This window comes from Streptomyces sp. 549 (assembly GCF_030124175.1).
Lineage (GTDB): Bacteria > Actinomycetota > Actinomycetes > Streptomycetales > Streptomycetaceae > Streptomyces.
Window position 1 is genome coordinate 141,289 of the sequence record NZ_JASKMT010000004.1, and the last position, 21,066, is coordinate 162,354.

Sequence of the window (21,066 nt, forward strand, 5' to 3'; positions counted from 1 at the left end):
CTTCAGCGTGAACGTGCGGCCCGTGAGCTGCGCTCAGCGACACCGGTTCGGTAGGACTGGCCTTCGACCGCTGGGGGGTGCAGCATGACGGCCATGGCACACGAGCCACCACCGACGCAGGAACAGCTCCTCCTGGAGAGCTTCCTGGCCCTGGAGACCCCCGAGGGGTTCAAGGCCGAGCTCATCGAGGGGGAGATCGTTGTGGCACCACCACCGGACGGCGATCACGAGGACTACATCTCCACTGTCGTACGGCAGGTGGTGCGGAGCGCCACCACCGAGATGGACGTCTCCGGCAACAAGGGGCTGATCCTGCCGCGTGGCGGGCTGTGCCCGCGCAACCGGGCGATTCCCGACGCCACGTTCGCCCCGCGCTCCCTGCGGCTGTTCCGCGGCGCCGAGCCGTGGATGCCCTGTGACGGAGTGGCCATGGTCGCCGAGGTGACGAGCAGCAAACCGTTCGGCGACCGTGGGACCAAGCGTGCCTGCTACGCGCTCGCGGGCATTCCGCTGTACCTGCTGATCGACCGCGAGCGCAGCAGCGTCACGCTGCTCAGCGAACCGGACGGCGACGACTACACGCGGGCGATCTCCCGCGCCTTCGGCAAGCCGGTACCGCTGCCCGAGCCGTTCGGCTTCGAGCTGGAGACAGCCGACTTCGGCTGAGCCGCACCCTGGCCCCAGCCGGTGCGCGAGGCCGCCCGCCCCGCCGGACGTGACACTTCCGGTCCGCGAAGGGCCGCCTTTCGGCCGTGCGCATTCCTGCCGGCCACCTTTCCCCGGCGACGGCCGGAAAGCGCCGGGCCGCCGTCGGCCAAACACCCGCCGCCTTCTGTTTGGCCGATAACGGCTGCCTTCTCCCACGGCTTTCCGTGTTGGCATGTACCCGCACATCACCGCACTTCTCACCGACGGGGGACCGACCGGAAGGAATTCCATGGTGAAGTTGCTGGCCGTCTTCGGTGCCGTCGCCTCGCTCTTCGTCGCGTCGTCGGCAGCCACCGCACAGCCGCTGCCGACACCGCCGGACAAGATCGTTATCACCCTGGCCACGGTGAACGGCTCCGGATGCCCGGCAGGCACCGCCGCGGTGGCCGTCGCGCCGGACAACACCGCGTTCACCGTGACCTACAGCGACTATCTCGCGCAGGTCGGCGTGGGCGCCAAGCCGACCGACTTCCGCAAGAACTGCCAGCTCAGCCTGCGGGTGCACGTGCCGCACGGCTTCACCTACGCCATCGCGCAGGCCGACTACCGGGGCTTCGCCTCCCTGGAGAAGGGCGCCTCGGCCGTGCAGCGCGCCAACTACTACTTCCAGGGCATGTCGCAGACCGAGCACCGCTCGCACTCGTTCACCGGCGCCTACAGCGACTACTGGCAGAGCACCGACGTCACCGACATCGCGGCACTCGTCTACGCGCCCTGCGGCGAACAGCGCAATTTCAACATCAACACCGAACTCCGGGTGAACGCCGGAACGTCCGACCCGAAGAAGACCACCAGTTTCATGGCGATGGACTCCACCGACGGAAACATCAACACCATCTACCACCTCGCGTGGAAGAAGTGCTGACCGCCGCAACTCCCCGCTGATTCCCCGCCGCACGGGAAGGCCTGACCCGTGCGGATGCGGGAAACCCGCGCCCGGAGAGCAAAGGAAAAGGCGTCGGCCCCCGAACCCGCACTGGTGGTGGGTTCGGGGGCCGACCTCCCGCGGGGCCCCGCCTGCGCCGAGGGGTGCCGTCGGGAGCCGCGGTGGGCCGCTGGGGTGTTCTCCCGGCGGTCAGCTGCCCGCGCGCTCGTCGGCGTCGACGGCCGCGCGCAGCTCGACCAGCGCCCGCAGCGCGTGGCTGTACATCTGGATGCTCTTCTCGCTGTGGGTGGTGACGGCCGTCTTGACCTCGTTGTAGGTCTTCACGATGACCTCGTCCAGGTCCTTCTTGTCGATGCCGTTCATGCGGTTTCTCCTCTCGATGGGGTGGTCAGTCCCGGTTGACTGGCCACGAGGTGATCGTCTGCCACGGAGCACAGTCCGTGGCGGTCTCGGTGCCCTCGCAGACGGTGAGGCGGCCGGTGGTCGTCGGCATGAGTGACTGCCGCAGATCAATGTCCACCGAACCGCTGCCGCACACCTGCGCCAGCTTGCTCGCGGGGGCGGGGAAGAAGTCGAAGGTGAACCGGACCCACACCGAAGAGCATCCCTCACCGGTGCGGGTGAGCTGACCGGCCATCACCAGGTCCCGGAACAGCACCTGTCCGGGCTCGGTCCAGCGGTGGCCCGAAGCGGTCGCCGAGCCGTGCGCGGCCGACCAGGCGACCGCGCCCGGCGGCACTGCGGCCGGGGCCGCGGAGGCCGGGGGCCGCGGAGGCCGGGGGCCGCGGAGGCCAGGAGGGCCAGGGCCGCGGCTGCTGCGGCGGCGGACCAGCGGACGGCACGCATCAGATCAGCTCCTTCTTCGCTGGGGACAGGTCGGGCGGGGTGCGCACACCGTGGTGGCGCCGCAGCGCCGACAGCGCCGCCAGGTGCCCGCACATGCCGTGCACCGACGGGCCCGGCGGGGTCGACGCCGAGCACAGGTACACGCCGGGCAGCGGCGTGCTGTACGGGTCGAGGCGCAGGGCCGGGCGGGCCAGCGCCTGCCGCAGGTCCATGGCACCGGCGGCGATGTCGCCGCCCACGTAGTTGGGGTTGTACGCCTCGTACTGGGCGGCGGACAGGCCGCGGGAGGCGATCACCGTGTCACCGAAACCGGGCGCGTACTGCTCGATACGGCGGCGGATCATGTCCACCGGGTCGCGGGTGTCGCCGTGCGGGACGTGCGCGTACGCCCACACCGGCCGCCGGCCGCGCACCGCACGCGAGGGGTCGGTGACGGCCGGGTCGACGACCAGGACGAACGGGTCGGCGACGGCCCGCCCGGCGGCGGTGGCCGTCTCCTGCCGGTGGACGTCCTCCCGGGTGCCGCCGAGATGGACCGTGCCGGCCCGTCCCACCAGCGGGTTCCGCCACGGCACGGGGCCGTCCACCAGGAAGTCGGCCTTCGCGGCGCCCGGCCCGTAGCGGAAGCGCCGCAGGGCCCGGGCGTACCGGTCGGGCAGCCGTGGACCGGCCACCCGCAGCAGCTCCTTGGGGCTGACGTCGAGCAGCACGATCGGCACCGGGCCCAGTTCGGCCAGGTCCTGCACGTGGTGGCCGGTGTGGAACACCCCGCCGTGCGCGGTGATGTCGGCCGCCAGGGCGTCGGCGATGCGGGCGCTGCCGCCCTCGGGCAGCGGCCAGCCGCTGCTGTGCGCGGTGTGGGCCAGCAGCATCGCCACCGCCGACGACGTCAGCGAGGGCAGCCGCCCCACGGCGTGCGCGGCCACCCCGGCCAGCAGGGCCCGTGCCCGCTCCCCGCGGAACGGGGAGCGGGGCAGGGCGTGGGCCGGGACCCGAGTCGCGAGCAGCAGCGTCGCGAGGGGGTCCCGGGGCAGGGTGCGCTGGTCGGACAGCAGCAGGTCGGTGACGGCCCGGGAACGGGCGGCGAGCGGGCCCATCAGCCGGGTCCAGCGCCGGCCGTCCGCGCCGAGGTGCTCGGCGGTGCGTTCCAGGCAGCGCCAGGCGGCTGCCGCGTCGCCGTCCGGCAGCGGGTGCGCGTAGGGCACGTCGGGTTGCAGCAGCCGCACGCCGCGGGCGGGCAGGTCGAACCGGCGGAAGAACGACGAGGCGGCGGCCATCGGGTGCACGGCGGAGCAGATGTCGTGCGTGACGTCGCGGTCGAACAGCGGGGCGCTGCGCAGCCCGCCGCCGATGGTGTCGGCCTTCTCGTACAGGGCGACCTTCAGCCCGGCCCGGGCCAGGGTGACGGCGGCGGCCAGCCCGTTCGGGCCGGTGCCGACGACGGCGGCATCCGTCACGAGGCGGCTCCGGAGGGCGCCAGCTGGTGGCTGGCGAGGCGCCGGTAGGTGCTGTCGGAGTCCATCAGTTCGGCGTGGGTGCCGCTGGCCCGCAGCCGCCCTTCCTCCACGACGAGGATGCGGTCCGCGCCGATGGTGGTGGAGATGCGGTGCGCGATGGTCAGCACCTGGCAGCGGGCGCCGATGGTGTCGATGGCGTCCCGCAGGGCGCGTTCGGAGTCGGAGTCCAGATGCGAGGTCGCCTCGTCGAGCAGCAGCACCGCGGGCCGGGTCAGCAGCGAGCGGGCGATGGCCAGGCGCTGCCGCTGCCCGCCGGACAACCCGGTGCCGCTCTCGCCGAGTTCGGTGTCCAGGCCGTCGGGCAACGCCTGGACGACATCGGTGAGGTGGGCCGCGGCGAGCGCCTCGCGGATCTCCTCGTCGGTGGCGTCCGGGCGGGCGTACACCAGGTTGTCGCGCACGGTACCGCGCATCAGCGGCGCCTCCTGCTCGACCAGGCCGATGCGGGACCGCAGTTCGTCCAGCGGGAGGCGGGCGGCGTCGGCGCCGGAGAGGCGGATGGTGCCGGAGTCGGGGACGAAGAACCGCTCGATCAGCTGGAACAGGGTGGTCTTGCCCGCGCCGGAGGGGCCGACGACGGCGGTGACGCCGGTGGCGGGCAGCGAGAAGGAGATGCCGTCGACGGCGGGGGCGGCGTCCTCGGTGTAGGAGAACGTGACGTTGCTGAACTCCACCGCCGGCGCGCCCTCCACGGTCCTGGCACCGGTCGCGGCGGCCTTGGCGGCGGCCTGCGGGTCGGCCGGGCCATCGGGGCCGGCAGCATTGGCAGCTTCGGCTGCTTCGGCAGGGTCCGCCGGGGTCTCCTGTTCGACGTCCGCGAGGTCCTTGACCCGGTCGATGGCGGCCCGGCCCTGCTGGAACTCACCCAGCGCCATGAACAGCATCACCAGCGGCGACACCAGGTAGAAGAGGTACATGATGAACGCCGTCAGGTCCTCGATGGGCAGCGCGCCGGTCGCGGTGCGGGCCATGCCCCAGGCGATGACCACGGCGAGCGACACCTGGGTACCGACGTTCATGGCCGGCATCAGCATCGCCGACAGCCGCGTCACGTGGATGCCGCTGACGCGGGCCCCGTCGGCGAGCCCGGCGAGGCGCTCGGCCTCGCGCCGCTCGGCGCGGGACGCCTTCACGGTGGTCAGCGCGCCGAGCACCCGCAGCAGCCCGGAACCGTAGTCGCTGGTGTCCTCGCGGTTCTGCACCGCGGCCCGGCGCACGGCGCGGGCCAGGCCCAGGGCGACGGCGGAGGCGACACCGAGGCAGCCGGCGGTGGCCAGCAGCATGCGCCAGTCGATCCAGGCCATGACGGCGATGCAGCCGACGCTGGTGAACCCGGCGGTGATCATCTGCGCGACGGAGGAGGACAGCGCGACGCGGGCGATGGAGGTGTCGGCGAGCGTCCGGGTGAAGACGTCGCCGTGCTCCAGCTTGTTGAAGGCCCGGATCTGCGAGTGCAGCAGGCGCCCGGTGAGCGTGGTGCGCATGTCGAGCACGATGTTCTCGCCGGCGCGCCCGATCAGGTAGAAGTGCACGGCGGCCAGCAGCGCGTCGGCGGCGAACAGCGCGCCGATCAGCACGATGGGCCACAGCAGGGGCTCGTCGAGCGCGACGGCCTTGATCAGGTCGCCGATGAGCAGCGGCTGCACCAGCGTCGCGACGGTGCCCAGCAGTCCGAGCAGGGTGCCGGAGCCCAGCAGCAGGCGGTGGCGGCGGACGATCGCGGAGATGTTCACTGGTCACCCTTACCGAGGAAGAGCGACATCATCGCGGCGATGATCGCGGCGAAGACGAGGCTCTTGACCCACGCGTCGCGGGTGAGGTCACCGCCGTCGCGGAACATCACCAGCATGGCCGGTAGGACGAAGACGAACGTGGCGGCGAACCACCCTGCGCGACTGGCTGTCAGCACTTCCGGACCTCCTGCTTGGCTTGCGTGGCGCCGGACCTGTGGCGCTCCCTGCGTGGTGTGCGCGTGCCTGCCGGGCACGCGGGTGTGCGGTGTCGGTGGCGGGCGTGGACGGGCGGTGGTGCCGGCTCCGTCCCGGAGGGAGCGGGACGGAGCCGGGTGGTCAGGCGGTGCTGCGGACCGTGTACCAGTCGTAGGGCTGGAGGCCTTCGGCCGGACGCACCTCGTCGACGGCGAACCCGGCCTGCTTCAGGCACGCTTCGACCTCGTCGCGCTCGATGAGCAGCACGCTCTCCCCGAACTCCACCGGCGGCCTGCCGTCCTCGTCGACGCGGGTGCCCATGGTGAGCACGTCGCGGTCGTCGAGGGTGACGGTGAACGTGGTGGTGCCGCCGTGGTGCGGAGTGGGCACGGTCAGGACGTGCTGGGCGACGAGCGGCCGGTAGGCGCTGGTGGCGTAGTACTCCAGGCACAGCACGCCGCCGGGGGCGAGTACCTCCCGGACGTGGGTGAGGGCCGACGTCAGCTCCTCCCGGGTGCCCACGCAGGCCAGTGAGCCCATCGTGGAGTACGCCGCGTCGAACGGCCCGTCCACGGGCAGCGGCCGGCGGAAGTCCGCCTGGACGAGCGCCACGTTGCCCGGTACCGCCTTCGCCCGGAACTCGTCGAGCATCGGCGCCGAGTTGTCGATGCCGACCAGTTCGGCGGCGAGCGCCGCCACGGGGACGGCGATGCGGCCGGTGCCGACGCCGACCTCCAGCACCCGGGCCCCGGTGACGTGGGGTCGCAGCAGCTCCACCGCGTCCTCGGCGGGCATCGCGGGTGCGATCAGCGAGTCGTAGACCGACGCCACCTCGGTGCCGTACTGCACGTCGCCCGTCACGGGTTCACCTCTTCGTATTCGAAGACCAGGTCGTACTTGGGGTCCTCGCTGTGGTCGTAACCGGAGTAGCGCACCAGCAGCACCTGGAACAGCGGGTAGCCGGGTTCCGGGGTGAGCCGCTGCCGGACGAAGTCGTTGATGAGCCGGTACGCGGACTGCTTGGCCTCCTGGTGCAGCGGCGTCATCGCGCCCGGGTTGTGCACCAGCGTCGAGGCCACGTCGAAGATGGCCTTCTCGATGCGGCGGCCGGGGAACCAGAAGGCGTGGATCATCCGGCGCGGCGCGATGGCGTACACCTCGCGCCACTCGGTGTGCCGCGTCTTGTCCGCGGACGCCAGCCGGTACAGGAAGTGCTGGTCCTCGACCGCCGGATTGGGCGCGAAGAAGCGCCAGTTGGGGATGAGGATGCCGGTGCCGGTCTTGTCGGTGCTGCGGACCTTGTCAAAACCCCGGTCGGGGTGCTGGCCCAGCACCGAGGCCACGAACCAGCCGGCCAGGATCGCCGGCACGGCCCGTTCCATCACCGCGGTGGTCGTTGTCCTGGCGCTCACGCCGCCTCCCCCTGCTTCTCCGGTTCCAGGTCCCGCCGCGCCCCCGCACCGGCGGGTTCCGCTCCCTGCTGCTGCCGGGTGCGCCCGAAGTGGGCGACCGCGTCGGTGACCACCTGTTCGATCGCCGTGGTGGCCGGCGGGGCGTGCTCCACACCGCCGATGACCGACAGGTGGCTGGAGCCGGACACGGTGTCGATCCGACCGCCGCTGCCCGACGACAGGTACTCCTCGTACAGGTCGCGGTGTTCGGGTGTGCCCTGCAGGGTCGACTCCGCCGCGACGACCGAGACAGGCACGTCGAGGCGGTCCAGCGGACGGCCCCCGTCGAGCATGAACGCGTAGGTGTAGTCCCACTCGCGGCGCGCGGTGCGCCAGGTGGACGTGGCCGAGCCCTCCAGTCGCAGGGTCCGGTAGTAGGGGCTGCCCTCGGCGTAGGCGAACAGCCCCTTCTTGTCGAGCAGCAGCCCGGCGCCGAGCACCGCCGACACCGGCCCGAGCTTCATCGTCAGGTTCACCCCGCGCGAGCCCTCCCGCTGCTGCCGGGAGTGGAGCAGTTCCCGGGGGTGGGTGGGGTCGACGAGCGCCACGCCGTGCACCCGCTCCGGGAGTGCGGCGGCTGTGCGGTGCACGAGGTAGCCGCCGAGGGAGTGCCCGACCAGCACGCAGGGCGAGCCGGGCTCGACGGCCTCGGTGACGATCTCCGCCAGGTCGCTGACGGACTCGTTCAGCGAGTAGTCCTCGGGGCAGCGGCGCAGCGAACTGCGGTATCCGGCACGGTCGGTGAGCACGACGGTGATCGTCGGGTCGAGGTGGTCGGCGACCAGCAGCCACGCGGCGGAGGTGTTCATCAGCCCGGCCTCGAACACCGCCGTCGGCCCGCCGGGGGCGCCGCGGCGCACGTGGTAGGTGACGATGTTGCCGTTCTGGCAGCGCAGCCGGCGCTGCTCGAAGCCGGTGTGGCCGGCGCGGCAGCTGAGCGTCGCGTACGTCTGGTGGGCGAGGCCGGCGGCCAGGCAGGCGGCGAGGCCGGCCTTGGTCAGTGCCGGGAACGTCCAGGTGTTCATGCTGCCTCCCCGGTGCCCTTGGCGAGTGCCCGCACGGACGGATAGGTGGAGACGAACGCCCAGGCGAAGCGGGACAGTCCCATGAAGCGGGCGTTGGCCAGGTGGAAGCCGCCCATGACGAGCAGCCCGGCGTCGATGTACCTGCCCTTCTTCAGGAGCAGCAGCGGGAAGCCGCACTCCAGGGCGAGCACGACGTGGCACAGGGCGCGCGAGGCGGCCGGGTACCGGTCGAGCTGCTGGAAGAACCACTCGTCGCCGTAGGTCTGGGTGCGCATGATCTTGGCGAGGGCGTCGCCGGACCGCCACGCGTCGCCTGGCAGCTTGGCCCAGCCCGAGGCCCCGTAGGACAGCACGGTCTGCGCGCCGATGAAGTGCACGGCGGCGTTGCGGGTGGCGTCGGTCCCGCCGGCCCGGCCCAGTGCGGCGGCGGTCTGCACCAGGAAGGAGACCTGGTCCGAGCCGTCGGTGCCGAACAGGTGCCGCGGGTAGATGAGGATCTGGCTGCCGGCCAGGTAGGCGTTGGCGGCCATGCGCACGGTGTTGTTCCGGACCGGTGAGATGAGCACCGCGGCGGCCAGCGCACGCGAGGCGTGCAGCGCCTGGGTGACCGGCTCGCGGGCGACGAAGTCCTTGAGTCTCTGCACCGCCTCGGTCTTCGCCGGGACCTGTGCGCGGGTGTGGGTCCAGTCGTTGAGGCCGCCCGGCTCTCGGTCCTTCCCGCGGACCATGTACTCGAGGCTGGACAGCAGGTGGGTGGCGGCGGAGAGCCGCTCGGCCGTGGCAAGCGGTCTGGCGCACGCGGAGTCAGCGGCCCTGCGAAGACGTGACAGCATGATCGGTTTCCTGGTCGCAGAAGTGGCGTGGGAGGGAGGAGAGGCGGGGAGCCCCGTCGTGCCGGAACTCCCCGCCGTGCCCGACTACTTCTGGGCGGTCTTGACCGCGACGCCGACACCGGCGGCACCGGTGAGGATGGCGCTGGCCTTGGCGCCGGCCACCACACCGGCGACGAACGCGGCCGGGGTGGCCATCACGGGGGCGACGGGACCCTCGGACGCCTGACCGGCGCCGGCGTTGACCTTCTCGATGAGCACGGACATGGTGTTTCCTCCGTTTGTCTGCTATAGCGGACGGTGCATGGTCCTGGCGGGCGGGCATCGCCCCCCGGGAACCGGCCCTGGGACGGCTTCTCCTCACGACCGGGTGGACGTCGGCGGCTGCAACCGCCGGGATACGGCCAGCCGGCCCCGGTGAGCGGCCTCAGGGCTTCCTGCTGGGGTCGGTGACCTCGTGGGCCCCGCTCACAGGACGGGGCCCACGGGGGTGGGGACGAGGTACGGGATCAGCCGGTGGCGGTCTTGTACGCCACGTAGGCCGCACCGGTCACCGCGCCGGCGCCGACGACGGCACCCGCGGCCTTGGCGATCACGGGGGTCGCGATCAGGGCCGGGGTGGCCATGACCGGAGCCGCGCCGCCGACGGCGGAGCCCGCCTCCAGGGTTCCCGTCAGAGACGCGTCGGAATTCACCTTCTGCATCAGCATGAGTTCTCTCCTTTCGTATCGCTTTTGGACATGGGCCATCCCGCCGCCCACTTCGTTGAAAAACGAACAGCGGGAAGTCTTTTTCGGGATCGGTCGCTTTCCCAGAAACCTGGGGTCCATGCCGGGAAATTCACTCGTCGGATATCAGGCGGTTTTGGCGGGCACACGGCGCATCACCGCCGGCACATGGCTTCGCACACAGCCGGGCTCGTCACGGTTCAGGGCGCGACGACCCTCTGATTCCAGAACACAGGCGCAGCGGGCACCACGGCTCCGCGCACACCTCAGTTAATTCCCCGTTCACCCCGTTTCCCCGTTAGCGCGCCGGTCAGGCCGCGCAACACGTAAGCTACCCGGGCCACTTGGGAGGGTCAAGGCCGTCCTTTGACCGAGAAAACCTGCCCTCTACATACGGTACCGATGATGCACGGATGTCCGGATTCGCCGCGGTGGAATTTCGCGTGATGCCCGAAACGGGAATCCTCAAGCAAACCTCAGATAAACGCGACCGAGGCGTATACACACAGCTCAGCACCCGGAATTCCCGCGTCCACTTCCCCATTGACCTGTGAATCGTGGCAGGATCGCAGAAGCCGTCCCGCTCCGAGGAAGGACCTATGTCGGAATCACAAGAAGCCAGCCACATCCACGCCGAGGACGTCTGGCGCAGTTACGGTCGCGGAAAGCACACCTTCGACGCCGTGCGCGGCGTCAGCTTCACCGTCCGGCCCGGGAGCCTGTTCGCCCTCCTCGGCACCAACGGCGCCGGCAAGACCTCCACCGTCGAACTGCTCGAAGGGCTCGCCGCACCGCAGCGCGGACGCATCCGCCTCTTCGGCACGCTGGACCCGGTGGCCGACCGGGCCCGTATCCGCCCGCGCACGGGCGCGATGCTCCAGGAGGGAGGCTTCATCTCCCACCTGACCGTCGAGGAGTCCGTCCAGATGTGGGCCGACCTCACCTCCCGGCCGCGGCCGGTGGCCGAGGCGCTGGAACTCGCCGGCCTTTCCCACCGCACCGACGTGATGGTGCAGAACCTCTCCGGCGGGGAGAAGCGGCGTCTGGACCTGGCCGTCGCCACCCTGTCGTCGCCCGACGTGCTCTTCCTCGACGAGCCGACCGCCGGCATGGACGCCGAAGGGCGCCACGCCACCTGGCGCCTCATCAGGAAGCTGCAGCAGCAGGGGTCGACGATCCTGCTCACCACGCACTACCTGGAGGAGGCGGAGTCCCTCGCGGACCAGCTCGCCATCATGCACCGGGGCCGGATCGCGGCCTCCGGCACCGTCTCGGAGATCGTCGCCGACCACCCCTCGACCCTGTCCTTCGGCCTGCCCGCGCAGTGGCCGGTGGAGCAACTGCCGGTCAGCGGCACGGCCGAGGGCCGCAAGGGGCGGGTGACCGTCACCACCGCCCAGCTGCAGAAGGACGCCGCCCGGCTGCTCGCCTGGGCGGAGGAGCACGCGGTGGAACTGGACCGCTTCACCGCACGGCCCGCCTCCCTGGAGGAGGCGTTCATCACCATCGCCTCGGACGACGACACCGAGCAGGAGCAGGAGGCGGCACAGTGAGCAGCCCGGCCGTGCAGCACATGAGGACGCTGTTCCGCATCGAGTGGAAGCTGTTCAACCGCATCAAGGCCAACTACGTCTTCGTGGTGCTGGTCCCGCTGATGCTGCTGATGGGCATGCAGTTCGTGCAGGAGCAGATGGAGCTGGACCAGCACGGACTCAGCCCCGGCCCGCTGATGATCTCCACTGCGGCCGGCATCCTGCTGATCTTCTCCCTCTACTCCTCCGTCACCGGCCTGTACGTGGCCCGCCGGGAGGAACTGGTCCTCAAGCGGCTCCGCACCGGCGAGGTGTCCGACCCGGTGATCCTCGCCGGCGGCGCCTCGATGTACATGGCGGTGTGCGTGGTGCAGATCGTGGTGGTCGCCGCGGCGCTGTCCTTCATGTTCGGCGCGGCGCCCCGCCAGCCGCTGGCCGCGCTGGCCGGCCTGGTCACCGGCATCGCGCTGATGACGGCCATGGGGGCGGCCACCGCGGCCCTGTGCAGGACCGTCGAGTCGGTGATGGTCGCGACGCTGCCGGCGATCTTCATCCTGCCGATGGTGTCGGGCATCTACATCCCCCGCGAGGTGCTGCCCGACGCGCTCGGCGACGCCCTGCTGTTCGCGCCGCTCTCCCCGGTGGTCGACCTGGTCAGGTCCGGCTGGACCGGCCAGCTCGGCGCGGTCGACACGCTGGTGCGCGTCGGGCTGGCGGCGGGCTGGACGGCCCTCTTCATGTGGATCGCGATGCGGCGCTTCCGCTGGGAGCCCCGCGTCTGAACCCTCCCCCGGGCCGGGGGCGTGCCCACGCCGGCCCCGGGCCCGGCCCCCGCCCCGTCACGGGCACGGCACCTGCGGTCCGGGTACGGCGCATACGCTTCGGGCATGGCGAACGATCTGCACCACCTCGACCCGGGCTACCTGGCGTTCTGGCAGGAGTACCACCTCTGCACGCTCACCACGCCCCGGCCGGACGGGACTCCGCACGTGGTGCCCGTCGGCGTCACCTTCGAGCCGGAGACGCTGACCGCCCGAGTCATCACCCGCGGCACGAGCGCCAAGGTCCGCAACGTCCGCGCGGCCGGTCCGACCGGGGCCAGGGTCGCCGTCTGCCAGGTGTCGCGGGGCCGGTGGGCCACCCTGGAGGGCGTCGCCACCGTCGTCACCGAACCAGAGGCGGTCGCCGACGCCGTGGCCCGGTACGCCGAGCGCTACCAGCGCACCCCGGCGCCCAACCCCGAACGGGTCCTCATCCGCATCGCCGTGGACCGCGCCCTGGGCCGCGGCTGACTGCCGCCGTCACAAGCCGTCACAGGCCCCTCACACGTCCGCACCCGCCGGTGTGCGGGCCGTGTCGGCGCGGGTGAGCAGCGCGCGGCCCTGCCGCGGCGGGAACGGGCGGCCGAGCACCCGCCCGTCGCCGCTGCCGACCGACGTCACCCCCGCCACCGTGCCGGACCCGGCCACCGGGTCGAAGTCCCGCAGCCACGGTCCGCCGCTGGCGCCCCGCGTCAGCCGGCACGGCTCCAGCAGCAGCCCGCCGACGTTGGCCTCGTGCGCACTGTCCCGGGTCAGCAGTTCCGCGGTGCCCGCGCAGTAGCTCAGCGACTCCCCGTCGAACGGCGGGGATGACGGGTAGCCGAACGGCGCCACCCGCAGCGCCGCGGCGGGCGCCGCGAAGTCCACCCGGTTCGCGCCGTAGGACTCCGCGAGGGTGCGGCCGTTCTTCCGCTCGACCGTCACGAACGCGTAGTCGTGCGGGAGTATCTGCTCCAGCCCGCGGGCCACGTCCCAGCCCGGCGGGGTGTGGTACGAGGTGACGCGCCATCCGGTCCGCACGACCGCCGCGGTGCCGCTGCCGTCGTGGGCGGGCGAGAACCAGCCGCGTACCGGCGTCCCCGGGTACTGCGGGGAGCGCACGCAGTGCGCGGCGGTGGCGACGACGCTGCCGCTCGGCGAGTCGACTATCGCGCCGGAGCAGATGCCCATCCGCCCGCCACCGAGATCGGTGACCAGCTTGCCGACGGTCCGCACCGTCCGGCCCGCCCAGGGCTCACCCTGGGCGTCGGGTATGCCGCCGCCGGTTCCTGCCACGGGTGCCGACGCGGGCGCCGTCGTCGCGGCCCCCACCAGCACCAGCGCGGTGACGCCCGACGCGAGGGCGGCTATCAGCGTGCGTGTCTGCTCCATCACCCCACGGTGTGGCGCACCGCCCTGCCCGGCCAGCGGATGCGGGCCGACCGGGTTACCGCCGGGGCTGCAGGGCAGCGAGCCGGCGGCCCCGTTCGGCGCATCCCCATGTGCCGGGCATCGGCAGACCGCACCCGGGAAGACGCGGCACGTCCGGGCTGAGGGGCCCTGCCGCGGACTACTCGGCCGTGATCCGCGGGTTCACTCGTCGTCCGCAGTGCCGGCGCAGTAGTCGTGGCCGTCGATGAGCGGGATGTCGTCACCACAGGCGATGGCACCCCACTCAAGGTCGAGGGTGTAGGGCCTGCCGTTCACGCGGTAGTCGATCCACATCGTGCTCATGTAGGCGCCGCGTTCGCCCACTTGGAACTGGACGAACAGCTCGGTGTACCCGTTCTTGATCTCTTTCGCCTCGTCGCAGCCCTGGGTGACCATCAAACCGGGCTTCGCCTGAGTGAACCTCCCGACAAGCCGGCCGTCTTCGAGATCTGGAAGCCTTCCGAGGCCGCCAGATTTCGTAGTGAAGTTTTCCGCATCGTCCCTTTCCTCCCATCCGGAGGGGACGTCGCCCGACTGCAGGGTTCGCACCACCAGTTCCGTCCTGAGAGCTTGTACTTCTGTTTCCAGGCGGAACTCCTCAATCTCGATGGTGGAGCCGTCGGTGGTGCACAGCTGATGCCCACCGAAGGCCACATCCCAAGGAGAGGTCTTGGGCGCGTGGGCCGACAGGGTCACCCCGTACGAACGTGCGGAGAGCGGGCCTTCTCCCTCGGTGTGCGTCTTCCGGCTCTCGTCGAGCTGGGCGCAGGAGGTCAGTAGTAGCGCCGTGCCAGCCAGTATGAGTCCCGCCGAGCGGGAGACCCGCCGGAAGCATGCTGCGGGCATGGTCCGGCGGGTGTCCGTTGTCCTTGGCACAGTGCCCTTCCTCAGCTGCGGTACTGCGCGGTCTTGCTTGCCAGTCCCGGCATCTCGTTGTTGCCGCAGAGCCTGCGCGTGGACTTGGCGAGCTCGTAGGTGAGCTTCGAGTTCGACGCGTAGTTGCGTTTGGTGCTGAGGTCGATGTCGATGATCTTCTTCATCTGCACGCCGGTGGAGAGGGAGTAGCTCTTGCCCTTGGAGTTGGTCCTGGACCATGTGCCTCGGGGGAGGGTGTCGCAGCGCTTCCCAACCCCCTTGCCCTTGTTCCACGTGGGCCGCTTGCTCAGCTTCTTCTCCTTGGTGACGCCGGTCTCCACGATGGGGCGCCATCTGCGGTACAGCTCGATGCCGTCCTTGTTCTGGTGCGAGTACAGCCCATACCTCACCTGAGTGCGGTGCGCGCGCATGGTCTTCTGCGGCGCCCAGGTGAACTCGTAGCCGTTGCTGATGCTCTTGTCGCCGGAGGCGTTCCACTTCGACCCGTAGCTGACGGCGGCGCCGTAGGTGATCGTCCTGCCGGAGCCGTGGAACATGGTCGCCTTCTGGCCGCCGATGGGATAGGACGTCCCGATGGTGGCCATACGGTGAGACGTCTTGATCAGCCTCGTGATGGCCGACTGGGCTCCGACCCCACCTTCGGTCCGGGCCGAGACGCCTCCGGCCGGGCGCTCCGCCGCGCCCTTCGGCAGCGGGTGCAACTCCATCTCCACTCGGATCGGCTCAGGGACTGCGACGGTCCGGGCCGCCGACACGCCGTCCGGCTCGGCCCACTCGGCCGTCGTACCGGAACCCTCACCGACGAGTTGGAAGCTGGCCATCGTGGTGGCGATGGCGTTCTTCTCGGGGACGTAGATCTCCAGCTCCACGGTCGCCAGACCGTCGCCGGAGAGGAAGCCCTCTGCCAGGTCGTCCGGCCGAAGCCTGAGGACGAACTCGCTGCCCTTCGCCTCCACCAGTTCGGCGGGCAGGGTCTGAGTCGGCACCGTCTCACCCACCACGACCGCTTCGTCGATCTCCGGGGCGGGTTGGGCCACCACTGTGAATCGGGCGTTCTCCAGCGAGACGCCGTCATCGGCGAGCGCGCCGACGAGGGCCACGGGTGCGCCGCTGCCGCCGGTGTCGGCGGCTGTGGCCACCGCAGGAGCACCGCCGAGTACAAGCGGTGCCGCCATGGCACACACGACCACTCCCGTGGCGCTTCGTAAGCGCACTACTCTCTTCTTGCCTCTCACATGGCCTCCTTGTCCGATGCCTGGCGAGGACGAGGAAGGCGGCCCCCAAATTCGACCCTGCGGGCCGCCCCCGTCCGTCCCTGAACGTAGAGTGCCTGCCGGTCCACGGTCAACGGAGTACCGAAAGCTTGAGCATTTCCTGAGGTTTATCGATTGCAACAGCAATCGGAAGAGAATGCTCCGCCGTCGAGAACTCGCCAGGTCGCATGTGAACCTCTAACCGGACTCTCGGCTGCGCCGGGAGCCATCTCGGCAGCAAGATTTGCCAACGTGACCAATCTGAGCCGCACTGGCGAGCGGATCTTGCTCATCTGCTCGTACTCAATTCCGTCCCATCACCAAACCGGTCCCACGCGGATTCTGACCGGAAAATCCCCGGAACGGAACCCACCGGCGCATGGCTGGATCCGTAGGCGCTCGTTGCCCGATTACCGGGGACGAAGGATGGACAAAAAACAGCCACACGCGGCCGGGGCGGCTCGATTGGATCCCTTCCGCCGGCTGAGCTTGTCGCTGATGATGTCCGTGTGGCTCACCGCATCAGCACTCTGATCTCGACCTTCGGCTTCCTCGCCAGCGTGGCGCTGCTCGTCCTGGCGGTTGGTGAGTGCCGCTCTGGGGGCTCGGCCCTCTGGCTCGTGGCCGGAGCCGTGATCTTTTCCATCGCCTCCTACACACTCGTACAGGAGGCACGCCGACTCCGCCCTGGGCCGACCACCTGACAGCGCACCGACGGACAGACCGGTGGCGCGCCCCACCTCCGCTCACGTCATGGGAGGCGAGGCGTCCCTCGCCACGAGGAACACGAAGGCCGACAAGGCGTACTCACCACGCGATGCGCGAGTAGCAGCGCAAGCGCGGTAGCCGGGCGGTCAACGCCAGCCCGGCCGATCAACGCTTCCAGCTGCGGCTGTCCGAACGGAGCCGGCTAGTCGCGGCGGCGGGGGCGCCAGACGACCAGGGCGCTGGACTGCTGCACGTCCTCGTACCGGACCAGGTCGCGCCGGTAGGAGGCGTGCACCTGCGCCTCACGCTGCTGCATGGCCACCGCGGCGCCCTCCAGCGCCTGCGCCAGCTCGGCGGCGCGGGCCTGGAGCGCGGCGACCTGGTTCTCCAGCTCGATGATGCGCTTGATGCCGGCCAGGTTGATGCCCTCGTCCTGGCTGAGCCGCTGCACCTCGCGCAGCAGCTCGATGTCCCGCGCCGAGTAGCGCCGGCCGCGTCCGGCGGTGCGGTCCGGGGAGACCAGACCGAGCCGGTCGTACTGCCGCAGCGTCTGCGGATGCAGTCCTGACAGTTGCGCGGCGACCGAGATGACGTACACGGGCGACTCGTCGGTCAGCTCGTAGGGGTTGTTCCTGCGGACACCTCGGCCGTCCACGTCATTCTCCCTTCGCGGCCTTGAACAGCGCCGCCCGGGGGTCCTCGTCCGCGGTAGCGTCGCGGTAGGACTCCAGGGTCTCCTTCGCCTTCTTGCCCAGTTCCTTCGGTACCGCGAGCTCGACGGTGACCAGCAGGTCGCCGCGGGTGCCGTCCTTGCGGGCGGCGCCCTTGCCGCGGGCCCTCAGCGTCCGGCCGCCCGGCGTGCCCGGCGGCAGCCTGAGCGTCACCGGCGGACCTCCGAGGGTCGGCACGGTGATTTCACCACCCAGCGCCGCTTCGGGGAAGGTGACCGGCACGGTGACGGTGAGATTGTCGCCGCGGCGACCGAACACCGGGTGCGCGTCCACGTGCACGATGACGTACAGGTCGCCGTGCGGACCGCCGCGTTCACCCGGCGCGCCCTTGCCGCGCAGTCTGATCCGCTGCCCGTCGGACACTCCCGCCGGGATGCGCACCTGCATGGTGCGCGAGCTGGTGGCCCGTCCGCTGCCGCGGCACACCTCGCAGGGGTTCTCCGCGATCAGGCCTCGGCCCTTGCAGTCCAGGCAGGGGTCGGTGAGCGAGAAGCCGCCGCCACCGCCCCGGCTGACCTGGCCGGTGCCGACACACGTCGGGCACACCCGGGGCGTGCCGTTCTTGTCGCCGGTGCCCGAACAGGCCTTGCAGGCCGCGCTGCTGGACATGCGCAGCGGGACCGTCGCGCCGTCCACCGCCTCGGTGAAGCTGAGCGTCACCTCGGACTCGATGTCCTGCCCGCGCCTTGGCTGGGTGCGGGTACCGGGGCCGCCTCGGTTGAACAGGCCGCCGAACACGTCGCCGAGCCCGCCGCCGAAACCGCCGGCACCGCCCGGCTGGCCGGGCTGCCCCGGCTGGCCGCCGAAGAGGTCACCCAGGTCGAAGTTGAAGTTGCCGCCGGCGCCCGGCCCCGGGCGGAACCCGCCCGAGCCGAGCAGCGCGCGCGCCTCGTCGTACTCCTTGCGCTGCTTGGTGTCGGAGAGGATCTCGTTGGCCTCGCCGACCTCCTTGAAGCGCTCCTCCGCCTTGGCGTCGCCCTTGTTGGCGTCCGGGTGGTACTCGCGGGCGAGTTTCCGGTACGCCTTCTTGATCTCTGCCTCGGTGGCGTCCCTCGGGACGCCGAGGACCTTGTAAAGATCCTTCTCCAGCACTTCCCTGCTGAGGCTCATCCCCGGCGTCCCTCCTTCCGTTCACACCTCACGTCAGCCCTCGTCCGGGCCACCGCTCTCCTCGCCCGCGGCAGCCGCGTCGTCGCCCTTGGGACCCTGCGCACCCGGCTGGGGCTCGGCCACGCCGACCCGCGCGGGGCGGATCGTGCGCTCGCCGATGCGGTAGCCGGGCTGGAGGATCTGCACACACGTCGTCTCGGAGACGTCGGGCGAGTACGAGTGCATCAGCGCCTCGTGCACCATCGGGTCGAAGGGCTCGCCCTCCTTGCCGAACTGCTGGAGGCCCATCTTGGCGACGACCGTCTCCAGCGACTCGGCGACCGACTTGAAGCCGCCGACCAGCTCGCCGTGGTCCCGGGCCCGGCCGATGTCGTCGAGCACCGGCAGCAACTCGGTGAGCAGGTTCGCGACCGCGACCTCCTTGACCGCGATCCGGTCCCGGTCCACCCGGCGGCGGTAGTTGGCGAACTCCGCCTGAAGGCGCTGGACGTCCTGCGTCCGCTCGGTGAGCGCCGTCCTGGTCTGGTCCAGCTGGGCGACGAGGGCGACGTCCGGCGAACCGGAGAAGTCGTCCGCCTCCTGGCTGTCACGGCCGGCGGAGCCGTCGGTGTGCTCGGTTCCGCCGCTTTCGGCTGCCTCCCCTGCCGGGGCCGGCGGGCCCGCCTGCTCGGCGGACCCGCCCTCTGCCGCAGTCTCGTCCGACTGGGCTGCTTCGGCGGGGACTTCGGGCTCCTGCTTGTCGAAGCCCGGGGTCTCCTCCGTCACGCGGCACCACCCTGTCGCTTGTCGTTCTTCTCGTCGTCGACGATCTCCGCGTCCACCACGTCGTCGTCGCCCTGCGCGCCGCCCGCGCCGCCCGCGTCACCGGCACCGCCGGCCGCCTGCTGCGCCTGGGCGTCGGCGTAGAGCGCCTGGCCCAGCTTCTGGCTGGTCGCGCCGACCTTCTCGGACGCCTCGCGGATGGCCGCGGTGTCCTCGCCCTTCAGCTTCTCCTTGAGGTCGGTCACCGCTTCCTCGACCTCGGTCTTGATGTCGGCGGGGACCTTCTCCTCGTTGTCCTTGAGGAACTTCTCGGTCGTGTAGACGAGCTGCTCGGCCTGGTTGCGGGTCTCCGCGGCCTCGCGGCGCTTGGAGTCCTCGTCGGCGTACTGCTCGGCGTCGCGCATCATGCGCTCGATGTCGTCCTTCGGCAGCGCGGAGCCGCCGGTGACGGTCATGCGCTGCTCCTTGCCGGTGCCGAGGTCCTTCGCGCCGACGTGCATGATGCCGTTGGCGTCGATGTCGAAGGTGACCTCGATCTGCGGCACGCCGCGCGGGGCCGGAGGCAGGCCGGTCAGCTCGAACATGCCGAGCTTCTTGTTGTAGGCCGCGATCTCGCGCTCGCCCTGGTAGACCTGGATCTGCACCGACGGCTGGTTGTCCTCGGCCGTGGTGAAGATCTCCGAACGCTTCGTCGGGATCGTGGTGTTGCGCTCGATGAGCTTGGTCATGATGCCGCCCTTGGTCTCGATACCGAGGGACAGCGGGGTGACGTCGAGCAGCAGGACGTCCTTGACCTCGCCCTTGAGCACACCGGCCTGGAGCACGGCGCCGATGGCGACGACCTCGTCCGGGTTGACGCCCTTGTTGGCGTCCTTGCCGCCGGTCAGCTCCTTGACGAGCTCGGCGACGGCGGGCATCCGGGTCGAGCCGCCGACCAGGACCACGTGGTCGATCTCGGACAGCGCGATGCCGGCGTCCTTGATGACGTTGTGGAACGGGGTCTTGCAGCGCTCCAGCAGGTCGGAGGTGAGCTGCTGGAACTGCGCCCGGGTCAGCTTCTCGTCGAGGTGCAGGGGACCCTCGGCGGAGGCGGTGATGTAGGGCAGGTTGATCGAGGTCTCGGTGGACGAGGACAGCTCGATCTTGGCCTTCTCGGCGGCCTCACGCAGGCGCTGGAGCGCCATCTTGTCCTTGCCCAGGTCCACGCCGTGGCCCGACTGGAACTGCTTCACCAGGTAGTCGACGACCCGCTGGTCCCAGTCGTCACCACCGAGGTGGTTGTCGCCGTTGGTGGCCTTCACCTCGACGACGCCGTCGCCGATCTCCAGCAGCGAGACGTCGAAGGTGCCACCACCGAGGTCGAAGACCAGGATGGTCTGGTCGTCCTTCTCCAGGCCGTAGGCGAGCGCCGCCGCGGTGGGCTCGTTGACGATGCGCAGGACGTTGAGGCCCGCGATCTCACCGGCCTCCTTGGTGGCCTGGCGCTCGTGGTCGTTGAAGTAGGCCGGCACGGTGATGACCGCGTCGGTGACCTTCTCGCCCAGGTAGGCCTCGGCGTCCCGCTTGAGCTTCTGCAGGATGAAGGCGCTCATCTGCTGCGGGTTGAAGTCCTTGCCGTCCAGGTTGATCTTCCAGTCGGTGCCCATGTGGCGCTTGACCGACCGGACCGTCCTGTCGACGTTGGTGACGGCCTGGCGCTTGGCCACCTCGCCCACCAGGACCTCACCGTTCTTCGCGAAGGCGACGACGGACGGCGTGGTCCTGGCGCCCTCGGCGTTGGAGATGACGGTGGGCTCACCGCCTTCGAGAACACTGACGACGGAGTTCGTCGTACCCAGGTCGATGCCGACCGCACGAGCCATTTCGTAATCCTCCAGCTAAAGCATTGAGTGGAACTGGCTCAAGCATGCAACACGGGACGGAGTTCGTCAACAGGGATGAGTC

23 protein-coding genes are annotated in these 21,066 nt (G+C 70.6%); 5 read left to right on the forward strand and 18 right to left on the reverse strand.

The genetic code is table 11. From position 1 onward, the window contains the following. The first annotated feature begins 93 nt into the window (after positions 1-93). Together QNO07_RS06665 and QNO07_RS06670 are read left to right on the forward strand one after the other, a co-directional pair. Positions 94-666 (forward strand): Uma2 family endonuclease, encoded by a 573-nt coding sequence (locus QNO07_RS06665; protein WP_283990667.1) that lies wholly within the window; start codon positions 94-96, stop codon positions 664-666. 271 nt (positions 667-937) lie between these two features. Continuing rightward, positions 938-1,573 (forward strand): DUF4360 domain-containing protein, encoded by a 636-nt coding sequence (locus QNO07_RS06670; protein WP_283990668.1) that lies wholly within the window; start codon positions 938-940, stop codon positions 1,571-1,573. A gap of 210 nt (positions 1,574-1,783) precedes the next feature. Here QNO07_RS06670 and QNO07_RS06675 read toward each other — a convergent pair whose 3' ends face one another. From QNO07_RS06675 to QNO07_RS06725, 11 genes are all read right to left on the reverse strand, one after another. Then, entirely contained in the window at positions 1,784-1,957 is a 174-nt protein-coding gene (locus tag QNO07_RS06675; RefSeq protein ID WP_283990670.1) for a hypothetical protein, read from the reverse strand. 25 nt (positions 1,958-1,982) lie between these two features. Then, positions 1,983-2,333, reverse strand: coding sequence for a hypothetical protein (locus QNO07_RS06680; protein WP_283990671.1), 351 nt, complete (start codon positions 2,331-2,333; stop codon positions 1,983-1,985). Between the two features lie 106 nt (positions 2,334-2,439). Then, complete coding sequence (locus QNO07_RS06685; RefSeq protein ID WP_283990672.1) at positions 2,440-3,897, reverse strand: phytoene desaturase family protein; 1,458 nt, start codon at positions 3,895-3,897, stop codon at positions 2,440-2,442. Beyond that, positions 3,894-5,690, reverse strand: coding sequence for an ABC transporter ATP-binding protein (locus QNO07_RS06690; RefSeq protein ID WP_283990673.1), 1,797 nt, complete (start codon positions 5,688-5,690; stop codon positions 3,894-3,896). The genes QNO07_RS06685 and QNO07_RS06690 overlap by 4 nt, the downstream gene beginning before the upstream one ends. After that, positions 5,687-5,866, reverse strand: a complete 180-nt coding sequence (locus QNO07_RS06695; protein WP_283990674.1) for a hypothetical protein — start codon at positions 5,864-5,866, stop codon at positions 5,687-5,689. Before QNO07_RS06695 ends, QNO07_RS06690 begins: the two co-directional genes overlap by 4 nt. Before the next feature lie 160 nt (positions 5,867-6,026). Further along, on the reverse strand, positions 6,027-6,746 hold the full coding sequence (locus QNO07_RS06700; RefSeq protein ID WP_283990675.1) for a class I SAM-dependent DNA methyltransferase: 720 nt from the start codon (positions 6,744-6,746) through the stop codon (positions 6,027-6,029). Beyond that, on the reverse strand, positions 6,743-7,297 hold the full coding sequence (locus tag QNO07_RS06705; RefSeq protein WP_283990676.1) for a hypothetical protein: 555 nt from the start codon (positions 7,295-7,297) through the stop codon (positions 6,743-6,745). Before QNO07_RS06705 ends, QNO07_RS06700 begins: the two co-directional genes overlap by 4 nt. Further along, positions 7,294-8,361 (reverse strand): alpha/beta hydrolase, encoded by a 1,068-nt coding sequence (locus QNO07_RS06710; protein ID WP_283990677.1) that lies wholly within the window; start codon positions 8,359-8,361, stop codon positions 7,294-7,296. Before QNO07_RS06710 ends, QNO07_RS06705 begins: the two co-directional genes overlap by 4 nt. Beyond that, a complete protein-coding gene (locus QNO07_RS06715; RefSeq protein WP_283990678.1) occupies positions 8,358-9,194 on the reverse strand; it encodes an HTTM domain-containing protein in 837 nt (278 codons plus the stop codon). The genes QNO07_RS06710 and QNO07_RS06715 overlap by 4 nt, the downstream gene beginning before the upstream one ends. 84 nt (positions 9,195-9,278) lie before the next feature. Further along, positions 9,279-9,458 (reverse strand): hypothetical protein, encoded by a 180-nt coding sequence (locus QNO07_RS06720; protein WP_283990680.1) that lies wholly within the window; start codon positions 9,456-9,458, stop codon positions 9,279-9,281. Positions 9,459-9,700: 242 nt separating this feature from the next. After that, a complete protein-coding gene (locus QNO07_RS06725; RefSeq protein ID WP_283990682.1) occupies positions 9,701-9,901 on the reverse strand; it encodes a hypothetical protein in 201 nt (66 codons plus the stop codon). Between the two features lie 617 nt (positions 9,902-10,518). Here QNO07_RS06725 and QNO07_RS06730 point away from each other — a divergent pair. From QNO07_RS06730 to QNO07_RS06740, 3 genes are all read left to right on the forward strand, one after another. Then, positions 10,519-11,472: an ABC transporter ATP-binding protein gene (locus tag QNO07_RS06730; protein WP_283990683.1), complete on the forward strand. Its 954-nt coding sequence runs from the start codon at positions 10,519-10,521 to the stop codon at positions 11,470-11,472. Further along, a complete protein-coding gene (locus QNO07_RS06735; protein WP_283990685.1) occupies positions 11,469-12,233 on the forward strand; it encodes an ABC transporter permease in 765 nt (254 codons plus the stop codon). The genes QNO07_RS06730 and QNO07_RS06735 overlap by 4 nt, the downstream gene beginning before the upstream one ends. Before the next feature lie 105 nt (positions 12,234-12,338). Then, positions 12,339-12,743, forward strand: coding sequence for a pyridoxamine 5'-phosphate oxidase family protein (locus QNO07_RS06740; RefSeq protein ID WP_283990686.1), 405 nt, complete (start codon positions 12,339-12,341; stop codon positions 12,741-12,743). A 30-nt stretch (positions 12,744-12,773) separates the two neighbouring features. Here QNO07_RS06740 and QNO07_RS06745 read toward each other — a convergent pair whose 3' ends face one another. From QNO07_RS06745 to dnaK, 7 genes are all read right to left on the reverse strand, one after another. After that, positions 12,774-13,643 (reverse strand): trypsin-like serine peptidase, encoded by an 870-nt coding sequence (locus QNO07_RS06745; RefSeq protein WP_283990688.1) that lies wholly within the window; start codon positions 13,641-13,643, stop codon positions 12,774-12,776. Between the two features lie 201 nt (positions 13,644-13,844). Further along, the gene (locus tag QNO07_RS06750; RefSeq protein WP_283990690.1) at positions 13,845-14,378 is read right to left on the reverse strand and encodes a hypothetical protein; all 534 of its coding nucleotides are present in this window, start codon (positions 14,376-14,378) and stop codon (positions 13,845-13,847) included. Positions 14,379-14,569: 191 nt separating this feature from the next. Beyond that, entirely contained in the window at positions 14,570-15,733 is a 1,164-nt protein-coding gene (locus QNO07_RS06755; protein WP_283990691.1) for a hypothetical protein, read from the reverse strand. 988 nt (positions 15,734-16,721) lie between these two features. Then, on the reverse strand, positions 16,722-17,174 hold the full coding sequence (locus tag QNO07_RS06760) for a heat shock protein transcriptional repressor HspR (RefSeq protein WP_283990692.1): 453 nt from the start codon (positions 17,172-17,174) through the stop codon (positions 16,722-16,724). A gap of 1 nt (position 17,175) precedes the next feature. Then, on the reverse strand, positions 17,176-18,360 hold the full coding sequence (gene dnaJ, locus QNO07_RS06765; RefSeq protein ID WP_283990694.1) for a molecular chaperone DnaJ: 1,185 nt from the start codon (positions 18,358-18,360) through the stop codon (positions 17,176-17,178). 33 nt (positions 18,361-18,393) lie between these two features. Then, positions 18,394-19,125, reverse strand: a complete 732-nt coding sequence (gene grpE, locus QNO07_RS06770) for a nucleotide exchange factor GrpE (protein WP_283990695.1) — start codon at positions 19,123-19,125, stop codon at positions 18,394-18,396. Next, positions 19,122-20,984 (reverse strand): molecular chaperone DnaK, encoded by a 1,863-nt coding sequence (dnaK, locus tag QNO07_RS06775; protein WP_283990696.1) that lies wholly within the window; start codon positions 20,982-20,984, stop codon positions 19,122-19,124. Before dnaK ends, grpE begins: the two co-directional genes overlap by 4 nt. Between the last annotated feature and the right edge of the window lie 82 nt (positions 20,985-21,066).

Bases quoted from the DNA above. Each gene is read 5' to 3' on its own strand.
- QNO07_RS06730 (WP_283990683.1), top strand. From the start codon at position 10,519: ATGTCGGAATCACAAGAAGCCAGCCACATCCACGCCGAGGACGTCTGG.
- dnaK (WP_283990696.1), bottom strand. From the start codon at position 20,984: ATGGCTCGTGCGGTCGGCATCGACCTGGGTACGACGAACTCCGTCGTC.
- QNO07_RS06745 (WP_283990688.1), bottom strand. From the start codon at position 13,643: ATGGAGCAGACACGCACGCTGATAGCCGCCCTCGCGTCGGGCGTCACC.
- QNO07_RS06740 (WP_283990686.1), top strand. From the start codon at position 12,339: ATGGCGAACGATCTGCACCACCTCGACCCGGGCTACCTGGCGTTCTGG.
- QNO07_RS06720 (WP_283990680.1), bottom strand. From the start codon at position 9,458: ATGTCCGTGCTCATCGAGAAGGTCAACGCCGGCGCCGGTCAGGCGTCC.
- dnaJ (WP_283990694.1), bottom strand. From the start codon at position 18,360: ATGAGCCTCAGCAGGGAAGTGCTGGAGAAGGATCTTTACAAGGTCCTC.
- QNO07_RS06755 (WP_283990691.1), bottom strand. From the start codon at position 15,733: ATGGCGGCACCGCTTGTACTCGGCGGTGCTCCTGCGGTGGCCACAGCC.
- QNO07_RS06715 (WP_283990678.1), bottom strand. From the start codon at position 9,194: ATGCTGTCACGTCTTCGCAGGGCCGCTGACTCCGCGTGCGCCAGACCG.
- QNO07_RS06725 (WP_283990682.1), bottom strand. From the start codon at position 9,901: ATGCTGATGCAGAAGGTGAATTCCGACGCGTCTCTGACGGGAACCCTG.
- QNO07_RS06710 (WP_283990677.1), bottom strand. From the start codon at position 8,361: ATGAACACCTGGACGTTCCCGGCACTGACCAAGGCCGGCCTCGCCGCC.
- QNO07_RS06665 (WP_283990667.1), top strand. From the start codon at position 94: ATGGCACACGAGCCACCACCGACGCAGGAACAGCTCCTCCTGGAGAGC.
- QNO07_RS06675 (WP_283990670.1), bottom strand. From the start codon at position 1,957: ATGAACGGCATCGACAAGAAGGACCTGGACGAGGTCATCGTGAAGACC.
- QNO07_RS06670 (WP_283990668.1), top strand. From the start codon at position 938: ATGGTGAAGTTGCTGGCCGTCTTCGGTGCCGTCGCCTCGCTCTTCGTC.